The organism is Xanthomonas sp. NCPPB 3174 (assembly GCF_056725205.1).
Genome location: NZ_CM161517.1, coordinates 2,008,979 through 2,025,851, shown reverse-complemented (window position 1 = coordinate 2,025,851; position 16,873 = coordinate 2,008,979). Strand labels below are relative to the sequence as shown.

The 16,873-nt window shown below is 69.0% G+C and carries 17 protein-coding genes and 1 pseudogene; 7 read left to right on the top strand and 11 right to left on the bottom strand.

Features of this window, described 5'->3' with window-relative positions:
* Window positions 1-15: 15 nt before the first annotated feature.
* The 6 genes from AC1PK7_RS08890 to AC1PK7_RS08865 all read right to left on the bottom strand — a co-directional run bounded on the left by AC1PK7_RS08890 (window position 16) and on the right by AC1PK7_RS08865 (window position 5,681).
* Window positions 16-1,434 (bottom strand): replicative DNA helicase, encoded by a 1,419-nt coding sequence (locus AC1PK7_RS08890; RefSeq protein ID WP_010344425.1) that lies wholly within the window; start codon window positions 1,432-1,434, stop codon window positions 16-18.
* Window positions 1,435-1,685: 251 nt separating this feature from the next.
* Window positions 1,686-2,240, bottom strand: coding sequence for an NADPH-dependent FMN reductase (locus AC1PK7_RS08885; RefSeq protein ID WP_420009628.1), 555 nt, complete (start codon window positions 2,238-2,240; stop codon window positions 1,686-1,688).
* 52 nt (window positions 2,241-2,292) lie between these two features.
* Window positions 2,293-2,970, bottom strand: a complete 678-nt coding sequence (locus tag AC1PK7_RS08880) for a glutathione S-transferase family protein (RefSeq protein ID WP_481100521.1) — start codon at window positions 2,968-2,970, stop codon at window positions 2,293-2,295.
* A 37-nt stretch (window positions 2,971-3,007) separates the two neighbouring features.
* Window positions 3,008-3,547, bottom strand: coding sequence for a GNAT family N-acetyltransferase (locus AC1PK7_RS08875; RefSeq protein ID WP_481100520.1), 540 nt, complete (start codon window positions 3,545-3,547; stop codon window positions 3,008-3,010).
* Window positions 3,548-3,596: 49 nt separating this feature from the next.
* The gene (locus AC1PK7_RS08870; protein WP_481100519.1) at window positions 3,597-4,772 is read right to left on the bottom strand and encodes an acyl-CoA dehydrogenase family protein; all 1,176 of its coding nucleotides are present in this window, start codon (window positions 4,770-4,772) and stop codon (window positions 3,597-3,599) included.
* Window positions 4,773-4,865: 93 nt separating this feature from the next.
* Entirely contained in the window at window positions 4,866-5,681 is an 816-nt protein-coding gene (locus tag AC1PK7_RS08865; protein ID WP_371181737.1) for a glycine zipper 2TM domain-containing protein, read from the bottom strand.
* Window positions 5,682-5,853: 172 nt separating this feature from the next.
* On the opposite strand from AC1PK7_RS08865, the gene AC1PK7_RS08860 reads away from it, so the two are divergent.
* The 3 genes from AC1PK7_RS08860 (at window position 5,854) to AC1PK7_RS08850 (ending at window position 8,801) form a co-directional block, all read left to right on the top strand.
* Window positions 5,854-6,090, top strand: coding sequence for a DUF6116 family protein (locus tag AC1PK7_RS08860; protein ID WP_481100518.1), 237 nt, complete (start codon window positions 5,854-5,856; stop codon window positions 6,088-6,090).
* A 6-nt stretch (window positions 6,091-6,096) separates the two neighbouring features.
* Entirely contained in the window at window positions 6,097-6,891 is a 795-nt protein-coding gene (locus AC1PK7_RS08855) for a TatD family hydrolase (protein WP_420009623.1), read from the top strand.
* 470 nt (window positions 6,892-7,361) lie between these two features.
* On the top strand, window positions 7,362-8,801 hold the full coding sequence (locus AC1PK7_RS08850) for a putative bifunctional diguanylate cyclase/phosphodiesterase (protein ID WP_481100517.1): 1,440 nt from the start codon (window positions 7,362-7,364) through the stop codon (window positions 8,799-8,801).
* Here AC1PK7_RS08850 and AC1PK7_RS08845 read toward each other — a convergent pair.
* Window positions 8,798-9,610: a tRNA threonylcarbamoyladenosine dehydratase gene (locus AC1PK7_RS08845; protein WP_420009621.1), complete on the bottom strand. Its 813-nt coding sequence runs from the start codon at window positions 9,608-9,610 to the stop codon at window positions 8,798-8,800. The genes AC1PK7_RS08850 and AC1PK7_RS08845 overlap by 4 nt on opposite strands.
* A gap of 116 nt (window positions 9,611-9,726) precedes the next feature.
* Between AC1PK7_RS08845 and AC1PK7_RS08840 the strand changes: the two genes are divergently transcribed.
* Both AC1PK7_RS08840 and AC1PK7_RS08835 read left to right on the top strand, forming a co-directional pair.
* Window positions 9,727-10,155 carry a hypothetical protein gene (locus AC1PK7_RS08840; RefSeq protein WP_371181732.1) on the top strand — a complete coding sequence of 143 codons (429 nt, stop codon included), beginning with the start codon at window positions 9,727-9,729 and terminating at the stop codon, window positions 10,153-10,155.
* A gap of 309 nt (window positions 10,156-10,464) precedes the next feature.
* Complete coding sequence (locus AC1PK7_RS08835) at window positions 10,465-10,947, top strand: glycine zipper 2TM domain-containing protein (RefSeq protein ID WP_481100516.1); 483 nt, start codon at window positions 10,465-10,467, stop codon at window positions 10,945-10,947.
* Window positions 10,948-11,036: 89 nt separating this feature from the next.
* Here the strand turns inward: AC1PK7_RS08835 and AC1PK7_RS08830 are convergent, their stop codons facing one another.
* Complete coding sequence (locus AC1PK7_RS08830) at window positions 11,037-11,255, bottom strand: cold-shock protein (protein ID WP_017909030.1); 219 nt, start codon at window positions 11,253-11,255, stop codon at window positions 11,037-11,039.
* 238 nt (window positions 11,256-11,493) lie between these two features.
* On the opposite strand from AC1PK7_RS08830, the gene AC1PK7_RS08825 reads away from it, so the two are divergent.
* Together AC1PK7_RS08825 and AC1PK7_RS08820 are read left to right on the top strand one after the other, a co-directional pair.
* On the top strand, window positions 11,494-11,979 hold the full coding sequence (locus AC1PK7_RS08825) for a DUF456 domain-containing protein (RefSeq protein ID WP_010344408.1): 486 nt from the start codon (window positions 11,494-11,496) through the stop codon (window positions 11,977-11,979).
* 142 nt (window positions 11,980-12,121) lie between these two features.
* A complete protein-coding gene (locus tag AC1PK7_RS08820) occupies window positions 12,122-13,273 on the top strand; it encodes a phospholipase A (RefSeq protein WP_481100515.1) in 1,152 nt (383 codons plus the stop codon).
* A gap of 58 nt (window positions 13,274-13,331) precedes the next feature.
* Here AC1PK7_RS08820 and AC1PK7_RS08815 read toward each other — a convergent pair.
* From AC1PK7_RS08815 to AC1PK7_RS08805, 3 genes and pseudogenes are all read right to left on the bottom strand, one after another.
* Window positions 13,332-13,991 (bottom strand): annotated as a pseudogene (locus AC1PK7_RS08815) (TonB-dependent receptor domain-containing protein); the annotation flags it as partial.
* Window positions 13,992-14,546: 555 nt separating this feature from the next.
* Window positions 14,547-15,182, bottom strand: a complete 636-nt coding sequence (locus tag AC1PK7_RS08810; protein WP_371181730.1) for a glutathione S-transferase family protein — start codon at window positions 15,180-15,182, stop codon at window positions 14,547-14,549.
* A 109-nt stretch (window positions 15,183-15,291) separates the two neighbouring features.
* Window positions 15,292-16,812, bottom strand: coding sequence for a fumarate hydratase (locus AC1PK7_RS08805; RefSeq protein ID WP_481100514.1), 1,521 nt, complete (start codon window positions 16,810-16,812; stop codon window positions 15,292-15,294).
* Window positions 16,813-16,873 lie beyond the last annotated feature (61 nt).

Sequence of the window (16,873 nt, the reverse complement as noted above, 5' to 3'; positions counted from 1 at the left end):
GGTGCGGGCGGCGGCTTACTCGAACGCGCCCACCGAGTCGTGGGCGAGATTGTCGAAGCGGGTGTATTCGCCGAAGAACTTGAGCTTGCACGACCCGGTCGGGCCGCCGCGGTGCTTGCCGATGATGATTTCGGCCAGGCCCTTGTCCGGCGAGTTTTCCTTGTTGTAGTAGTCGTCGCGGTAGATGAACACGATCATGTCCGCGTCCTGCTCGATCGCGCCGGATTCGCGCAAGTCGGCCATCACCGGGCGCTTGTCGGTGCGGGTTTCCAGCGAGCGGTTGAGCTGCGACAGCGCGATCACCGGCACCCCAAGTTCCTTGGCCAGGCCCTTGAGCGAGCGCGAGATCTCCGAGATCTCGGTGGCGCGGTTCTCGCTGTTGCCGGGCACCGACATCAGCTGCAGGTAGTCGATCACGATCAGGCCCAGATCGTGCTCGCGCTTGAGCCGGCGCGCCTTGGAGCGCAGCACTTCCGGCGACACGCCCGGCGTGTCGTCGATGAAGATCTTGGTCTCCTTGAGCATCTTGATCGCGCCGGTGACCCGCGCCCAGTCCTCGTCCTCGAGCTGGCCGGTACGCAGGCGCTGCGCGTTGATGCGGCCGTTGGAGGAGATCAGGCGCATCGCCAGCTGCGAGGCCGACATTTCCATCGAGAACACCGCCACCGCCTTCTTCGACTTGATCGCCGCGTACTCGGCGATGTTCAGCGCGAAGGTGGTCTTGCCCATCGCCGGACGCGCGGCGAGGATGATCAGGTCGGTCGGCTGCAGGCCGGCGGTCATCGCATCGAAATCGGTGTAGCCGGTCGGCAGGCCGGTGATGTTGCCGCCGTTCTCGAAGCGGTTGCGCAGTTCCTCGAACGCGTCCTTCAACGCGCCCGGCATCGCCACGAAGTCGCTGCGCCCGCGCGCGCCGGCCTCGGCGATCTGGAACACGGCCTTTTCCGCAGACGCCAGCAGTTCCGAACTCTCGCGCCCTTCCGGCTGGAAACCGTCGTTGACGATGGTGGTGCCGACCTCGATCAGCTGCCGCAGCACCGCCTTGTCGCGGACGATTTCCGCGTAGGCGACGATATTGGCCGCCGACGGCGTGGTGCTGGCCAGTTCGATCAGGTACGCACCATCGCCGACCATCTCCAGCTTGCCCTGCGATTCGAACCACTCGCCCAGGGTCACCGCGTCGAACGGGCGCCCCTTTTCGGCCAGCTCGCGGATCGCGCGGTAGATCAACTGGTGATCGCGCCGGTAGAAATCGTTTTCGGTCAACTGATCGTTGACCCGATCGTAGGCATCCGGCGCCAGCATCAGGCCGCCGAGCACGGCCTGTTCGGCCTCGATCGAGTGCGGCGGCACGCGCAACTGGTCGAGACGCGGCTCGCTGCGTTCGCTGCGCTCGCTCTTGCGATCGCCGCGGTAGCCGGGACGGGCGGACATAGGCTGGGTCTTCTCTGTGGGGCGCGGGCGCCGGGCGCGGCCTCACCGCGGCCCGGGCACCAATTTTAGTCGCCGCGCCCGGCGGGGGCTAGGGCGGGACGCCTGCCGAACGACAGCGCGCCTCACCGCGTATCGGCACACGCTGGGGACAAGTCTGGGGACAACCGGTTGAGAACCTCGCCGGGGCCCTGCGGCACAAGGCCCGCCCTCCCCGATCCACGCGTCGCCAACCGCGAGCGCCGGCGCGGCGCTCAGGCCTGCAGTTCGTCGATCCAGGCAATGAACTTGTCGACGAAACCGGCGAGAAACTTGCGGGTGCGCTCGTCGTCGATCGCGCCGTCCTCGGCGATCAGCCCCTCCTTGAACTGCAGAAAGATTTCCGGCTGCCCCAACACCGGCATGTCCAGGTAAGCCAGCACGTTGCGCAGGTGCTGTTGCGCCAGGGCGGTGCCGATCGCCCCGGGCGAGGTGCCGCACACCGCCGCCGGCTTGCCGGCGAAGGCGCTCTCGCCGTACGGACGCGAGCCCAGGTCGATGGCGTTCTTGAGCACGCCGGGGATGGAGCGGTTGTACTCCGGGGTGACGAACAACACCGCGTCGGCGCCGCTGACCTGCGTCTTCAGGCGCCGGCCCTGCGCCGGATAGTCGTGGTCGTGGTCCTGGTTGTACAGCGGCAGGTCGCCGATCTCGACGTACTCGAAACTGGCACGGTCGCCGGCAAGCTTCTCCAGCGCGTGCGCCAGCCGCCGGTTGAACGATTCCTTGCGCAGGCTGCCGACGAACACGGCGATGCGGTACTGGCTCATGGCGTAGCTCCAGACTGAATGGATCTTCAGGCTAGCCGCCGCCGCGCGGCAGTCAGGTGAACGCCACGGCTGTGCCGGCCTGCGCCAGGCGGGCGCGCACGTCCTCCGGCAGCGGCGGCAGCGCCACGAAGCCCGGCGTCGCGCGCACCCGCTGCAGCCAGTCGCACAGCGCCGGATACTGCGCCAGCGCGATGCCGGCATCGCCGGCGCAATGGGTGTAGGCGAACAGCGCGATATCGGCGATGCCATAGGCCGGGCCGGTGAACCAGGCCTGCGCCTGCAGGTGCTGCTCCATCACCGCCAGCGCCCGCAGCGCGCCCTCGCGCAGCCGTGGCAGCTCGGCGCGACGCGGCGAGTCGGGCGGCGTCCAGCCGCAGATGAAGCGTGCCACCGCCACGTAGGGCTCGTGGCTGTACTGCTCGAAGAACAGCCAGCTCAGCGCCTGCGCGCGCTGCCAGGGATCGGCGGGCAGATAGCCGGTGCCTTCGGCCAGCCAGCACAGGATGGCGTTGGATTCGGCCAGCACGCGGCCGTCCTCGCGCTCCAGCAGCGGCACCTTGCCGTTGGGATTCTTGGCCAGGAAGGCCGGGGTGCGGGTCTGGCCGTTGGCGCTGTCGATCTCGATCCAGCGGTAGCCGCAGCCGAGCTGATCCAGCAGCAGCCGCACCTTGTAGCAGTTGCCGGACAGCGCCATGCCGTACACGGTCAGGGGAAAACGTTCGGATGCCATGCGCCGTTCCTGTGTCGAATGCTGCTGTCGTGCTGGTTCAGCGCCGCGCCTGCCACTGCGCGCGCGACTGGCCCCACACCTCCACCTCGAACGCCTGCAGCGGCTCGGGCAGGCGGTCCTGGCGCAGGTAGCGCGAGCCCAGCTTGGCCGCCACCGCCTTGGAATTGGCGTTGTCGGGGACGATGGTGTGGATCACCTCGGTCCAGCCCAACTGCGCGAACGCCCAGTCGACCGACGCGGTCGCCGCTTCCGGCGCATAGCCCTGGCCCCAGAACGCGCGCGCGATGCCCCAGCCGACTTCCGGGCCCGGCCACTCGTGCGGCTGCCAGGGGCCGACCCGGCCGATCCACTGCCCGCTGCGCTTCTCGATCACCGAGAACATCGCAAATCCCTGCAACTGCCAGCTGCCGACCAGCGAGGTCAGGCTGCGCCAGACCACCGACGGCACCTGCACGCCGCCGAGGTGGTGCATGGTCTGCGCATCGGCGGAAAAGGCGCAGAACGCCGCAAAATCCTCGGCAGTGGGCGGGCGCAGCAACAGGCGCTCGGTCTCCACACGTACATCGAACACGCTCATCGTCGGGTCTCCTGCAAAACGGGCCCGCAGCCGCACGCGGGCCAGGGATTCAAAACGCGTTGATGCCGGTCAGTTCGCGGCCGACCACCAGTTGGTGCACGGTCTCGGTGCCTTCGTAGGTGATCACCGATTCCAGGTTCAGGGCGTGCCGGATCGCGCCGTAGTCGGTGGTGATGCCGGCGCCGCCGAGCAGGTCGCGGCACTCGCGGGCGATGTCCAGGGCCATGCGCACGTTGTTCCACTTGGCCAGCGACACCTGCGCCGGCTGCAGCGTGCCGGCGTCCTTGAGCCGGCCCAGTTGCAGCGCGAGCAACTGCGCGGCGGCGATACGCCGCGCCATGTCGGCCAGCTTGATCTGCGCGCTCTGCGTCGCCGCCAGCGGCCGTCCGAACAGCATGCGCTCGCCGGCATAGGCCAGCGCCTCGCGCAGGCAGGCGATGGCCGCGCCGATCGCGCCCCAACTGATGCCGTAGCGGGCCTGGGTCAGACAGCCCAGCGGCCCCTTCAGCCCGCGCACGCCGGGCAGGCGCTGGCTCTCGGGCAGGCGCACGTCGTCGAAGAACAGCGCCGAGGTCACCGAGGCGCGCAGGCTCATCTTGTGCGCGATGTCCTGGGTGCCGAACCCCGGCGTGCCGGCCTCGACCAGGAAGCCCTGGATGCCGTCGTCGGTCTGCGCCCACACGATCGCGACGTCGGCGATGCCGCCGTTGGTGATCCACATCTTGCTGCCGCTCAGGCGCCAGCCGTCGCCGTCGCGCACGGCGCGGGTCTGCATTGCCGCCGGGTCGGAGCCGCCCTGGGACTCGGTCAGGCCGAAGCAGCCGATCGCAGTGCCGGCGGCCATCGCCGGCAGCCAACGCTGGCGTTGCGCGTCGCTGCCGTAGGCGTGGATCGGGTACATGCACAGCGAGGACTGCACGCTGACGAAGCTGCGCAGGCCGCTGTCGCCGCGCTCCAGTTCCTGGCAGATCAGGCCGTAGCAGACCGCGTTGAGGCCGCCGCCGCCCTGCCCCGCCGGCAGGCTGGCGCCGAGCAGCCCCAGTTGCGCCAGTTCTGGCACCAGCTCGCGCGGGAAGCGCGCCTGGTCGAAGGCCTCGCCGATCACCGGCAGCACCTTCGCATCGACGAAGCGCGCCACCGCCTGCTGGATCGCGCGCTCCTCCTCGCTGAGCAGCGCGGCTACGTTGAACAGATCATCGCAAGGCAAGGGCATGGCGGCGTCCATGGCGAAAGCCGCATTGTATCGGCCGCGCACATGCCGCCGCACATGCGAAGGCCGGCGCACGCGCCGGCCTTCGGGGAGCAACGAAACTGCGACTCAGCGCTGGCTGACGGCGACGTCGCCGGCCGAGGCGGTCTGGGTGACCAGGCGGCCGTCCAGTACCGGCAGGCGGTCGCTGTTCGGGCGGTCGTCCATGCGCACGGTCTTTTCCTGGCCGTCGTAGCGGTAGGTCACGTCGTAGCCCTTGACCACGTCCTGCGTGCCCATGGCGATGCGATTGCCCGGCTTGCTGTCCATGCGCATGGTGCCGGTGGTGCCGTCGTCATTGCGGTAGGTCACGTTGTAGCCGGTGATGGTCGAGGACTGCGCGGTGCTGTTCTCGGTGTGGCACTGGCGCTCGGTGCGGTCGACCACGCGGCCGCCGACGTGGTTCTGGTCGATGCGGTTGCCGATGAAGCCGCCGGCCACCGCGCCGGCCGCGGTCGCGGCCTTGCGGCCGTTGCCGTGGCCGATCTGGTTGCCGAGCAGGCCGCCGACCACCGCGCCGACCACGGTGCCGCCGACGTTGCCGTCGCGCTCGGGCAGGCGCTCCTGCACCACCACGTCGTTGCACACCTGGCGCGGCGTGGTCGTGGTGGAGGTCTCGCGCAGCGGCTCGGTGCCGATCACCTCGGCGTAGCGCTGCTGCTTCTGGGTGATCGGATCGACCCGCACCACGTCGGCGTACTCGAGCTTGCCGCCGACGCTGTTGTCCATCGCGCTGTCGCCGCGCGTATTGTCCAGGGCCGGGCGCACGTCGCTGCTGCCGACGTCCACCGGTTTGTCGCGATTGTTCATGAAGGCCGCGGTGGCGACGCCGCCGACCAGCAAGGCGCCAGCCGCGACCAGAACGGTTGTCGTAGTGCTTTTCATGTGTGCTCTCCTGCGGGCTGACCGCGTTGTCTACGGTGCTGTGATTACCATGCCGAAGCTGAACCGATCCGCTCCCTATTCAGTAACGCGGCGTACACACGGCTGGTAACGCCCGCGGAACGTCGCCATATCGAGGCTGTTAGCGTTTCCACCGCTCCCCGGAGGACGTGCCGTGCCCAATCCGATCGTGTATCCGCTGCTGCGCTGGGCGGGCAAATTGCGCTACCCGACCCTGTTCAAGATCACCGCCAGCCTGTTCGTGCTGAGCGTGCTGCTGCCCGACCCGGTGCCCTTCATCGACGAGATCGTGTTCGGCCTGGGCACGCTGCTGCTGGCCAACTGGAAGACCCGCACGCCGGCGCAGGCCACCGCGCCGTTGCGCTCGACCGCGCAGCGCGTGCGCCGCTGAGCGCCGATGCAGTTGATCGACAGCCATTGCCACCTGGACGCGGCGGAGTTCGATCCCGACCGCGACGCGGTGATCGCGCGCGCGCAGGCGGCGGGCGTGCAGGCGCAGGTGGTGCCGGCGGTGACCGCGGCGTCCTGGCCCAAGCTGCGCGCGGTCTGCGCGGCAGCGCCCGGGCTGTATCCGGCGTATGGCCTGCATCCGCTGTTCCTGGCCGAGCATCGCCCTGACGACCTGCAGGCATTGGAAGAGTGGATCGCACGCGAGCGGCCGTGCGCGATCGGCGAGTGCGGCCTGGACTTCTTCGTCGAAGGCCTGGACGCGGCCGAGCAGCACCGCTACTTCGTCGGGCAACTGCAACTGGCGCGGCGCTTCGACCTGCCGGTGATCGTGCATGCGCGACGCGCGGTGGACGCCGTGATCCTGGCGATCCGCAAGGTCGGCCGGGTGCGCGGCGTGGTGCACAGTTTCGCCGGCAGCGTCGAACAGGCCGCACAGTTGCGATCGCTGGATTTCCTGATCGGCCTGGGCGGGCCGGTCACCTACGAACGCGCGCAGCGCCTGCGTCGGCTCGCCGCCACGATGCCCCTGGAGCAATTGCTGCTGGAAACCGATGCGCCGGACCAGCCCGACGCGGCGATCCGCGGGCAGCGCAACGAACCGGCACGGCTGCGCACGGTGCTGGACGCCATCGCCGACCTGCGCGACGCACCTGCCGCCGCCATCGCCGCGCAGACCGCGGCCAACGCGCGGCGCCTGTTCGGCCTGCCCGACACGCGCGCCGGCACGCCCGTCATCGCCTGACCCAGCGCGTTCCTGCACACCGCACATTCCGACGCTGCGCGTCGCTTTTTGACGCGCCGACACAGGAACAGACGCCACACGTCGGCCGCGCAACGCGTGACTGAAAGGCGGTCGGTGCGGCACATCGCCCGGCAAAACGGCTTTCGTCCGAAACTGTGACCTGGGCAGGCGGATGCACGCCTTTTGGCCGCGTTTCGGCGCACTTGCTTCTGCTACTGTGCACCGCGCTGAAACGGCGAGCGGCGCTTTGTCCGCCAGGTACCGGAGTGTGAACCCGTTCGCTCTCAGCGAAGGCTCGGCGGCCGGCTCGATGGCACGCGTTCTGGCAGATCGGATCATCCTGGCGTGAAACAGTCGGCAAGCCGCATTCCCTACCCGCTTCTCCCCAGCGCGCGGCGCTCGCGTGCGATCGCCTCCTCCGCGGCCGCTGCGGCGCGAACGGCGCCATCGCGCATGCGAGCGTTGCGGCAATGAAGAGCGGCGCAGCTTCGGAAAAACACGCATCCAACGGCGAAAGCTGGGTCTCGCTGAAATTCCGCGACAGCAATCGCAGCCGCAAGATGCGCAGCACCATGACCCTGGCCGGGGTCTCGTGCACCTCGCTCGGTGCGTTGTGGACCGTGTGCTACCTGTACTACGGCCGGCCCGAACTGGCGATCGCCTTCGTCGGGCTGACGGCGGTCGGCCTGCTCGCGCTGGGCCGCCGCCGCCACTGCGACGAGGGCTCGCTGTCGCTGGTGGCGCACGGCGTCTTCGCCGTGGTCCTGGTGATCTCGATCATCGACGCGCCGATCGCCACGGTGCCACGGTCCGTGCACACCTTCTTCCTGCCGCTGGCAGCAGGCGCACTGTTCGTGTTCGACCGCAGCCGCCGCTACCGCGCGCTGGTGTTTCCCATGGCGTGCCTGGCCGCCTTCGTCGCCTTCGGCTCGGGCGAACTGGACTGGCTGGCGCCGCATGACTCGCCACCGCAGCGGATGCGCCGGCTCGGCGCCATCTGCAACATGGCCTGCGCCGCCGGCCTGCTGGCGGCGATCCTGCACATCTACCGCAACGACGTGAACGCGCGCATCTCGCTGGAGCGGGAACTGGCACGCGCGGTCGGCAACGGCGAGATCGAAGTGCTGTACCAACCGCAGGTCAGCGCGAACGGCAGCATGCTCGGCGCCGAAGCGCTGGTGCGCTGGCGCCATCCCAGCGGCAAGCTGCTGACCCCGGACAAGTTCATCCCGCTGGCCGAAGAGAGCCAGTTGATCCGCGACGTGGGCCTGGAAGTGCTGCGCCAGGCCTGCGCGACGCTGCGACGCTGGTCGCACGACCCGGACCTGCGTGCGCTGGTGGTCGCAGTGAACGTCAGCCCCGTGCAGTTGCTCGACCCCAATTTCGTGTCCACGGTGAAGCAGGTGATCACCAGCGAAGGCGTGGCGCCGGCGTCGCTGGAATTCGAGCTGACCGAATCGGCGCTGTACGTGGATACCGCCGGGGTGCGCGCCAAGATGCACGAACTCAAGGCGTTCGGCATCGGCTGGGCGCTGGACGACTTCGGCACCGGCTTCTCGTCGCTGGCGATGCTGCGGACGCTGCCGGTCACCAAGCTCAAGATCGACCGGCAGTTCGTCAACGACGCCAGGGCCGACGAGTCCTCGCGGCGCCTGCTGGCCAAGATCGTGGAGATCTCCGAGGTGATGGGCATGGTCGCATTGGCCGAAGGCATCGAGGATGCGCAGCAGTGCGAGATGCTCTCGGCGATGGGCTGCCGGCACTTCCAGGGCTTCCTGTTCGGCCGGCCGCAGCCGGCGCAGGACCTGGAACGGCTGGCGCTCCTGCAGGCCAGCACCGAGCGCAACCTGATGAGCGGCGCGGCGACCCGCGTACCGGATGCGCCGCAGCCGCCCACCGACAGGCGCTAGGCGGCCGCGACCTCGCGCGCCGCGGCGCGCTTCAACAGCATCTCCAGCGCCTTGCCGACCGCGGCGAAGGCGAACGCCCCGGTGATGTGGGTGGCCGCGCCCAGCCCGGCGCCACAGTCCAGGTTCAAGGCCGCATCCGGCCCCAGCGCCGGCCGCAGTCCGCAGACGCTGCCGTCGGCCTGGGGGTAGCGCACGTTTTCCAGCGAGTACACCGCCGGCACACCGAAATAGCGCTGCGCGTTCTTGGGGAAGTTGAATTCGCTGCGCAGCTTCTTGCGGATCAGCGCCAGCATCGCGTCGTGCTCGGTGCGCGACACGTCGCGGATCCGCACAAGGGTCGGATCGGTGCGCCCGCCGGCCGAGCCGACGGTCAGCAGCGGCAGCTTGCGCCGGCGGCACCAGGCGATGGTCTCGACCTTGACCCGGAAGCTGTCGCAGGCATCGATCACCAGGTCGAAGCCGGCGTCGAGCAGTTCGGCGATGTTGGTCGGGGTCAGGAAGGCTTCGACCGCCACCGCCTCGATCTGCGGATTGATCGCCAGGCAGCGCTCGGCCATCGCCACCGCCTTGTTGCGCCCGTACTGCCCCGCCAGCGCCGGCAGTTGCCGGTTAGTGTTGGACACGCAGATGTCGTCGGCGTCGATCAGGGTCAGATGCCCGACCGCCGAGCGCGCCAGCGCCTCCACCACCCACGAGCCGACCCCGCCCATGCCCACCACCGCCACCCGGCACTGCGCCAGCCGCGCGATCGTGCCTTGTCCGTAGAGCCGGTCGATGCCGGCGAAGCGCTCGCGCCATTGTTCGTTCATCCGCCTATTTTAGGCCGGGATTGGGGATTGGGGATTGCGCCGCTGGTCTGCGTGGGCGACGCCGGTGGCGAAGGCAGGCGTACCATCGGCATTCCTTCCTGCCGCGCATGCCTGCCATGGCCAAGCCGCCCCCGCCCGCTTCCGCGTCCCGCTATCTGTTCGTGTTGCTGGCCGGGCTGCTGCTCGGCCTGGTGCTGACGGTGATGGCGCTGCGTGCAGTGCAGGCGCGGCAGGATCCGTTCCCGCGCAGCCTGATGCAGGTCATGGGCAAGCAACTGGCGCTGCTCGAACGCGACGCCGCGCACCGGCAATGCAGCGGCGCCGGTCCGCAGGCGCGACTGCGCACGCTGCGCCTGCTCGGCGACGAACTGGACACCGCGTTCCCCGACCTGGCCGACGACAGCCGCTTCCGCGAGCACGCCAACGCGCTGCGCGCCAGCGCGGACGCGGCACTGGCGCAGCCGCCGGCCGACTGTGCCGCGCTGGCGCAGGCGCGCCAGCAGATCGACGAACGCTGCGACGCCTGTCACCGCGATTTCCGCTGAGCGTCTGGCACGATCGACGCCGACGTGGGTGCCGGCGCCGGGCTGAATGCCCGTTTTCGAAGCCTGACGACGCCGCTGGCTGACGATGTGGGATCGCGCTGGTTCGATGCTCCGCTGGCAGCGGTCTCATGCTGTTCCGCATCGTGCTTTCGGATGAACCTCCTTGCATGAATTGCCGCTGACGCCGGCCGCCGCGAGGCTGAACGGCGCCTGCCAGGATTGGCGTTGCATTCACGCACGGGTGGACAGGATGCGTGCGAACGCGGCGCTGCCGCCGCGCTCCATCACTGTCTGTCGAGGAGAGCACCCATGAAGATCCAACTGATGGCCACCGCCGCCGTGGCGACCCTGGCGCTGGCAGGCTGCGCCACGTCCCCCGGCTATGGCGGCGGTTACGGCGGCGGCTACAGCCAGCCGGCGCGCGACGGTTACACCCAGACCCGCTGCGCCGACTGCGGCATCGTCACCCGCATCGACACCGTGCCGTCGGGCCGCACTGCGCCGTCGGCCACCGGCGCGATCCTCGGCGGCATCGTCGGCGCGGTCGCCGGCCACGAGATTTCCGATCACACCGGCGGCAGCAAGGGCAACCAGAACGTGTCGGCGGTGGCCGGTGCGGCGGCCGGCGCGCTGGCCGGCAACGAGATCCAGAAGAACGTCACCAGCGACACCTACGACGTGCATGTGCAGATGGACGACGGCCGGGTGATCGTGGTCAACCAGCGCGACCTGGCCGGCGTGCGCGAGAACACCTACGTGCGCGTGGTCAACGGGCGCGTCGTACCGCGCTGATCATCGGCCTCGCCGACCTGCCTGAACGCAAAAAGGCCCGCACTGCGGGCCTTTTTGCTGCGCTGCGCGCGACGCCGCGCGGCAACGACTCAGAGCGGCTGCACCGCGTCGGCCTGCAGGCCCTTCTGGCCCTGCACCACGGTGAAGCTGACCTTCTGACCTTCCTTCAGGCTCTTGAAGCCCTGGGTCTGGATCGCCCGGAAGTGCACGAACACGTCCTCGCCGTTTTCGCGGCTGATGAAACCGAAACCCTTGGCATCGTTGAACCACTTCACGGTGCCGTTTTCGCGATTGCCAGTGCCGTTCATGATGGACTTACTCCTTGGAACACGTCTCAGGGGTGGGTACGCCGTGGGGGCGGCGGCTGGTTGCAAGGAGGAAGCGAGGTATAACGATGTAGCGGATCGGTGGATCTACCGCATCAGGCCACGATTCACGGTGACCTTTGCAAACGCAGCGGCTGCAACTTACCCCGGTCAAAATGAAAATGCAATCAGCAAAAAGACCCCATCTGTCAACCCCCAAATCTCCCCTGCGGTGAGCTACGTGGACCCTGCGTTCATCTATTACGTCTGTGCCGGTCTCCTGGTTCTGGTCGGGCTGGCGGGGGTGCTGCTGCCGGCCCTGCCCGGTACCCCGCTGATGTTCGCCGGGATGCTGCTGGCGGCCTGGGCCGACGGCTTCCAGCGGCTGGGTTGGCCGACGCTGACCGTGCTCGGCGTGCTCACCGCGTTGTCGCTGCTGGTCGACCTGCTGGCCACCGCGTTCGGCGCGCAACGCGTCGGTGCCAGCCGCAAGGCGCTGTGGGGATCGGTGCTGGGCGGGATCGCCGGCATGTTTTTCATGCCGATCGGGCTGTTCGTCGGCCCCTTCGTCGGCGCCCTGGCCGGGGAGTACTGGCATGGGCGCGAGCTGCGCCAGGCGACGCGGGTCGGTGTCGGCACCTGGCTGGGCATCGTCCTGGGTACCGCCGCCAAGCTCGGCCTGGCGCTGGCGATGCTGGCGGTGTTCGCGGTGGCCTGGCTGCTCTGACGCAGGACGCCTGAAGACGACGTCGCGGCGACAGCATGAACGTGTGATGACCCTGTTGTCGTCACTTCCTGTATTTTCCCTGCCGGCCATTCACCCCGGCAGCGCACCACCCGCCCGCGCCGCCCGTTGCAGCGAGAACCGCATGTCCCATCGTCAGGTCCGTCCCCTGTTGCTGCTGTCGATCGCGGCCGCGCCGCTTGCGCACGCGCAGGAAGTCCTGCCCACCCCCGCCTCGCCGGAAGCCTGCGTGGCCATCTCCAGCGACGCCGCCCGCCTGGCCTGCTACGACCAGGCGCTATCGCGCCGCACCGCCGACCCGCAGGCCGCCGACGCCGCGGCGCAGGCCGCCAGCGAACGCCAGAAGCAAAAGCTGGACGCCAGCGTGCCGGAGGATGCCGGCGTCGCCGAGCGCACCCGCCAGCGCGCCGCCGCGATCTTCAAGCAGGACCGCTACGACAGCACCATCGCCAATGCCGGCAAGGGCTCGCTGCTGGACAGCCGCTGGGAGCTGGCCAAGGACTCCAAGCTGGGCACCTTCCAGTTGCGCGCCTACAAGCCGGTGTACCTGCTGCCGGCGTTCTGGACCAGCAAGAAGAACGAACTGCCGTCCTCGCCGAACCCGGCCAACACGGTGACCACCGCCGAGCCGCTGGACAGCGTGGAGGCGAAATTCCAGCTGAGCTTCAAGACCAAGATCGTGGAGAACATCTTCGGCGACAACGGCGACCTGTGGGGCGCCTACACCCAGAGCTCGCGCTGGCAGGTGTACAACTCCGAGCAGTCGCGGCCGTTCCGCGAGACCAACTACGAGCCGGAACTGATGCTGGTGTTCCGCAACAACTACAGCCTGTTCGGCTGGAAGGGACGGATGACCGGCATCCAGCTGACCCACCAGTCCAACGGCCGCAGCGATCCGCTGTCGCGCAGCTGGAACCGGGCGATGCTCAACATCGGCCTGGACCGCGACAACTGGGCGCTGGTGCTGCGCCCCTGGTACCGCATCCCGGAGAGCCGCAAGCAGGACAACAACCCGGACATCGAGGACTACATGGGCCGCGGCGATGCGACCCTGATCTACAACCGCAACGGCCACGAGGTGGCGCTGATGGCGCGGCACTCGCTGCGCGGCGGCGACCGCTCGCACGGCGCGGTGCAACTCGACTGGGGTTTCCCGATCAGCAACCTGCTGCGCGGCCATGTGCAGGTGTTCGATGGCTACGGCGAGAGCATGATCGACTACAACCACCGCGCCACCTATGTCGGCGTCGGCATCTCGCTGCTGGAGTGGTTCTGATCGGCCACGCCTGAGCGAGGCACGCGGCGCCCGCCTGGGCGTCGCGTGCGTTGGTCGCTCAGAACCGGTAGTTGCCCTTCAGCCACAGGTTGCGGCCCGGCTCGGCGATACGCAGCACCGGGTCGGCCGGGAAACCGAAATCGGCGCTGCCGGCCAGGTTGAGATGTTCGCTGTAGCGCCGGTCGAAGACGTTGTCGATGCCGGCGCTCAGCCGCAGCCCCTCGCTGACCCGGTAGCCACCGCTCAGCCCCAACGTGGCGAAACCGGCGCTGCGGCCGAGGTCGCGGCCGACCACGTTGCCCTGATCCAATGCCACCCGCCCCTGCCGCGCGACCGCGCGCAGCAGCGCGCCGGCCGACCAGCGTTGTCCTTCCCAGTCCAGTCGCAACCGCGATTCCAGCGGCGGCATCTGCGGCAATGGCGTGCCGTCGCTGCGATTCTCGCCCCAGGCGTAGGCCAGCGTGCCGCCAAGGGTCAGGCCGTGCAGCGGCTGCCACTCCACGCCCGCCTCGGCGCCGGCGATGCGCGCATCGACGTTGTCGACGCGGGTGGTGGTGCCCATCATGCCGCCGTCGGCATAGGTGAACAGGATGAAGTCCTGCACCCGCCCGGCGTAGGCGGAGACCCAGCCCTGCACGCTCGCGCCGCGGTACTGCAGGCCGAGATCGAGCTGGGTGGTGCGTTCCGGGCGCAGCCCGGCAAAGGCGTTGGCCGGGCCATGGTCGCGCTGCACGCCCGACGCGTCTTCGTGGCCGGCACGGACGGCGCCGTGCGGCGGCGGCAGGTCCGCGTCGGCCTGAAATCCGGCCGCGGTGCACAACGGCACCGGCAGCGTCGCTGCTTCGAGCAGGCGGCTGGCCACCGGAGCGACCACCAGCAACAGCGCGGCCAGCAAGGCAGGCCAGCGCATCAGGCGGCGCAGTCGGGCGGGAGCACGGAGGACGGACACCGGGCCGTTCTAGGCGGCACTGGCGGCAGCGAACGGACCGGAGAAGCGGGTGCGACAAGGTGACGCAAGCGGCAAGGCCGCGCGTTGCTCAGCGCTGCTCGCCGCTTCCATGTGTGTAGCAAACCACGACAACAGTCAGTGCGCCCGCCCTCGATCCATGTGACGTCGGTTCGGCTCCCAGATCGAAGCCCAGGGAAAAGCGCGCGCCAGTGCGGATGGCGCGAGTGCCGGCGCGATGCCCCGAGAGCGCCGCAAAAAAGCTTGGCAATCGCGACGCCCGACAACGCAATCGCCGACATCCGGCGCAACGCCCCGCGCCGTCACTCACATCCAGTCGGTAATGCCTTCCCGCCGATAGGCTTCGTGGAACGCCGGGCGCGCCTTCATCCTGTCGGCCAGCGCCTTCAGCGCCGGCCAGCGGTCGGTGGGCCGCGGCATGTTGCGCGACCAGCGCATCAGCATGACCAGCACGAAGTCGGCGGCGCTGCAGTGCTCGCCCAGCAGGTAGGGGCCGCCCTGCTCCAGGTGGGCCGCCACCTCGTCCCAGGCCTTTTCCAGGAACGCACGGGCACTGGCGCGCACGCGCTCGGCATTGTCGGCGCCGGCCGGTTCGTCGGGATAGAACCAGTCGCGGTAGGCCGGCATCAGGGTGTAGGCGCCGAACAGCATCCAGCGGTAGTAGGCCGCGCGCTCGGGCGTGCCGGGCGGCGGCGCCAGGCCGGCATGCGGATACAGGTCGGCCAGATGCATGGCGATGGCGACCGATTCGGTCAGCACCTGCCCGTCCAACACCAAGGTCGGCACCCGCCCCTGCGGGTTGAGCGCCAGGTACTCGGGGCTCTTCTGCTCCTGGCGGTCGAAATCGAGCATGCGCAGTTCGAAATCGACCTGCAGTTCGATCAGCAACCAGTGCACGACGAACGAGGCGGTACTGGGCGAACCGTAAAGGACGATGGACACGACGCTTTCCCCGGAGACGGAACCAGCGCCGATTATTGCCGCGCCGCCCGCACGCCGCCAGCGCGATACGGAACGCCGGCACTCGCGCCGGCGTTCGCGCCGGGGCCGATCAGGCCTCGACCACCACCGGGATCTTGCCGATGCGCGCCTGCCACTCGCGCGGGCCGGTCTTGTGCACCGACTCGCCGCTGGCGTCGACCGCCACGGTCACCGGCATGTCCTTGACCTCGAACTCGTAGATCGCCTCCATGCCCAGGTCTTCGAACGCCAGCACCTTGCTGGCCTTGATCGCCTTGGACACCAGGTAGGCCGAGCCGCCGACCGCCATCAGGTACACCGCCTTGTTGTCGCGGATCGCGGCGATCGCCGCATCGCCGCGCTCGGACTTGCCGACCATGCCCAGCAGGCCGGTCTGCTCCAGCATCTGCCGGGTGAACTTGTCCATGCGCGTGGCGGTGGTGGGGCCGGCCGGGCCGACTACTTCGTCGCGCACCGGATCGACCGGGCCGACGTAGTAGATGAAGCGGTTGGTGAAGTCCACCGGCAGCGTCTCGCCGCGGTTGAGCATGTCGATCATGCGCTTGTGCGCGGCGTCGCGGCCGGTCAGCAGCTTGCCGTTGAGCAGGATGGTCTCGCCCGGCTTGAAGCTGGCCACTTCCTCGCGGGTGATGGTGTCCAGGTTCACCCGGCGCGCATTGGTCGGGTTGTAGGTGAGCTTGGGCCAGTCCTCCAGCGAGGGCGGATCCAGCATCACCGCGCCGCTGCCGTCCAGGGTGAAGTGCGCATGGCGGGTGGCCGCGCAGTTGGGGATCATCGCCACCGGCAGGTTGGCGGCGTGGGTCGGGTAATCCTTGACCTTGATGTCCAGCACCGTGGTCAGGCCGCCCAGGCCCTGCGCGCCGATGCCCAGCGCGTTGACCTTCTCGTACAGTTCCAGGCGCAGCTCCTCGGCACGGTTGGACGCGCCACGGGCCTGCAGGTCGACGATGTCGATCGGCTCCATCAGCGCTTCCTTGGCCAGCAGCATCGCCTTCTCGGCGGTGCCGCCGATGCCGATGCCGAGCATGCCCGGCGGGCACCAGCCGGCGCCCATGGTCGGCACGGTCTTGAGCACCCAGTCGACGATGGAATCGGACGGATTGAGCATGGCGAACTTGCTCTTGGCCTCCGAGCCGCCGCCCTTGGCCGCGACGATGACGTCGACGGTGTCGCCGGGGACGACCTTCACGTTGACCACCGCCGGGGTGTTGTCCTTGGTGTTCTGGCGCTTGCCGGCCGGGTCGGCCAGCACCGAGGCGCGCAGCTTGTTGTCCGGATGGTTGTAGGCGCGGCGTACGCCCTCGTTGACCATGTCCTCCACGCCCATCGTGGCGTCGTCCCAGCGCACGTTCATGCCGATCTCGAGGAACACGGTGACGATGCCGGTGTCCTGGCAGATCGGCCGGTGGCCCTCGGCGCACATGCGCGAATTGATCAGGATCTGCGCGATGGCGTCCTTGGCCGCCGGCGACTGCTCGCGCTCGTAGGCCGCGGACAGATTCTTGATGTAGTCGACCGGATGGTAGTAGCTGATGTACTGCAGCGCGTCGGCGACGGACTGGATGAGGTCTTCCTGCTTGATCGAGGTCACGGCTGGCTCTGCGGCTGGCGGGGGGAAACCCGCCCATTTTAGGGCAAAGTGGCGGCCCCGC

What these genes read in the sequence shown, in the direction of transcription:
- AC1PK7_RS08875 (WP_481100520.1), bottom strand. Translation starts at nt 3,547, where the DNA reads ATGAGCGTGTTCGATGTACGTGTGGAGACCGAGCGCCTGTTGCTGCGC.
- AC1PK7_RS08850 (WP_481100517.1), top strand. Translation starts at nt 7,362, where the DNA reads ATGAAGAGCGGCGCAGCTTCGGAAAAACACGCATCCAACGGCGAAAGC.
- AC1PK7_RS08885 (WP_420009628.1), bottom strand. Translation starts at nt 2,240, where the DNA reads ATGAGCCAGTACCGCATCGCCGTGTTCGTCGGCAGCCTGCGCAAGGAA.
- AC1PK7_RS08870 (WP_481100519.1), bottom strand. Translation starts at nt 4,772, where the DNA reads ATGGACGCCGCCATGCCCTTGCCTTGCGATGATCTGTTCAACGTAGCC.
- AC1PK7_RS08880 (WP_481100521.1), bottom strand. Translation starts at nt 2,970, where the DNA reads ATGGCATCCGAACGTTTTCCCCTGACCGTGTACGGCATGGCGCTGTCC.
- AC1PK7_RS08845 (WP_420009621.1), bottom strand. Translation starts at nt 9,610, where the DNA reads ATGAACGAACAATGGCGCGAGCGCTTCGCCGGCATCGACCGGCTCTAC.
- AC1PK7_RS08865 (WP_371181737.1), bottom strand. Translation starts at nt 5,681, where the DNA reads ATGAAAAGCACTACGACAACCGTTCTGGTCGCGGCTGGCGCCTTGCTG.
- AC1PK7_RS08855 (WP_420009623.1), top strand. Translation starts at nt 6,097, where the DNA reads ATGCAGTTGATCGACAGCCATTGCCACCTGGACGCGGCGGAGTTCGAT.
- AC1PK7_RS08840 (WP_371181732.1), top strand. Translation starts at nt 9,727, where the DNA reads ATGGCCAAGCCGCCCCCGCCCGCTTCCGCGTCCCGCTATCTGTTCGTG.
- AC1PK7_RS08820 (WP_481100515.1), top strand. Translation starts at nt 12,122, where the DNA reads ATGTCCCATCGTCAGGTCCGTCCCCTGTTGCTGCTGTCGATCGCGGCC.
- AC1PK7_RS08830 (WP_017909030.1), bottom strand. Translation starts at nt 11,255, where the DNA reads ATGAACGGCACTGGCAATCGCGAAAACGGCACCGTGAAGTGGTTCAAC.
- AC1PK7_RS08835 (WP_481100516.1), top strand. Translation starts at nt 10,465, where the DNA reads ATGAAGATCCAACTGATGGCCACCGCCGCCGTGGCGACCCTGGCGCTG.
- AC1PK7_RS08890 (WP_010344425.1), bottom strand. Translation starts at nt 1,434, where the DNA reads ATGTCCGCCCGTCCCGGCTACCGCGGCGATCGCAAGAGCGAGCGCAGC.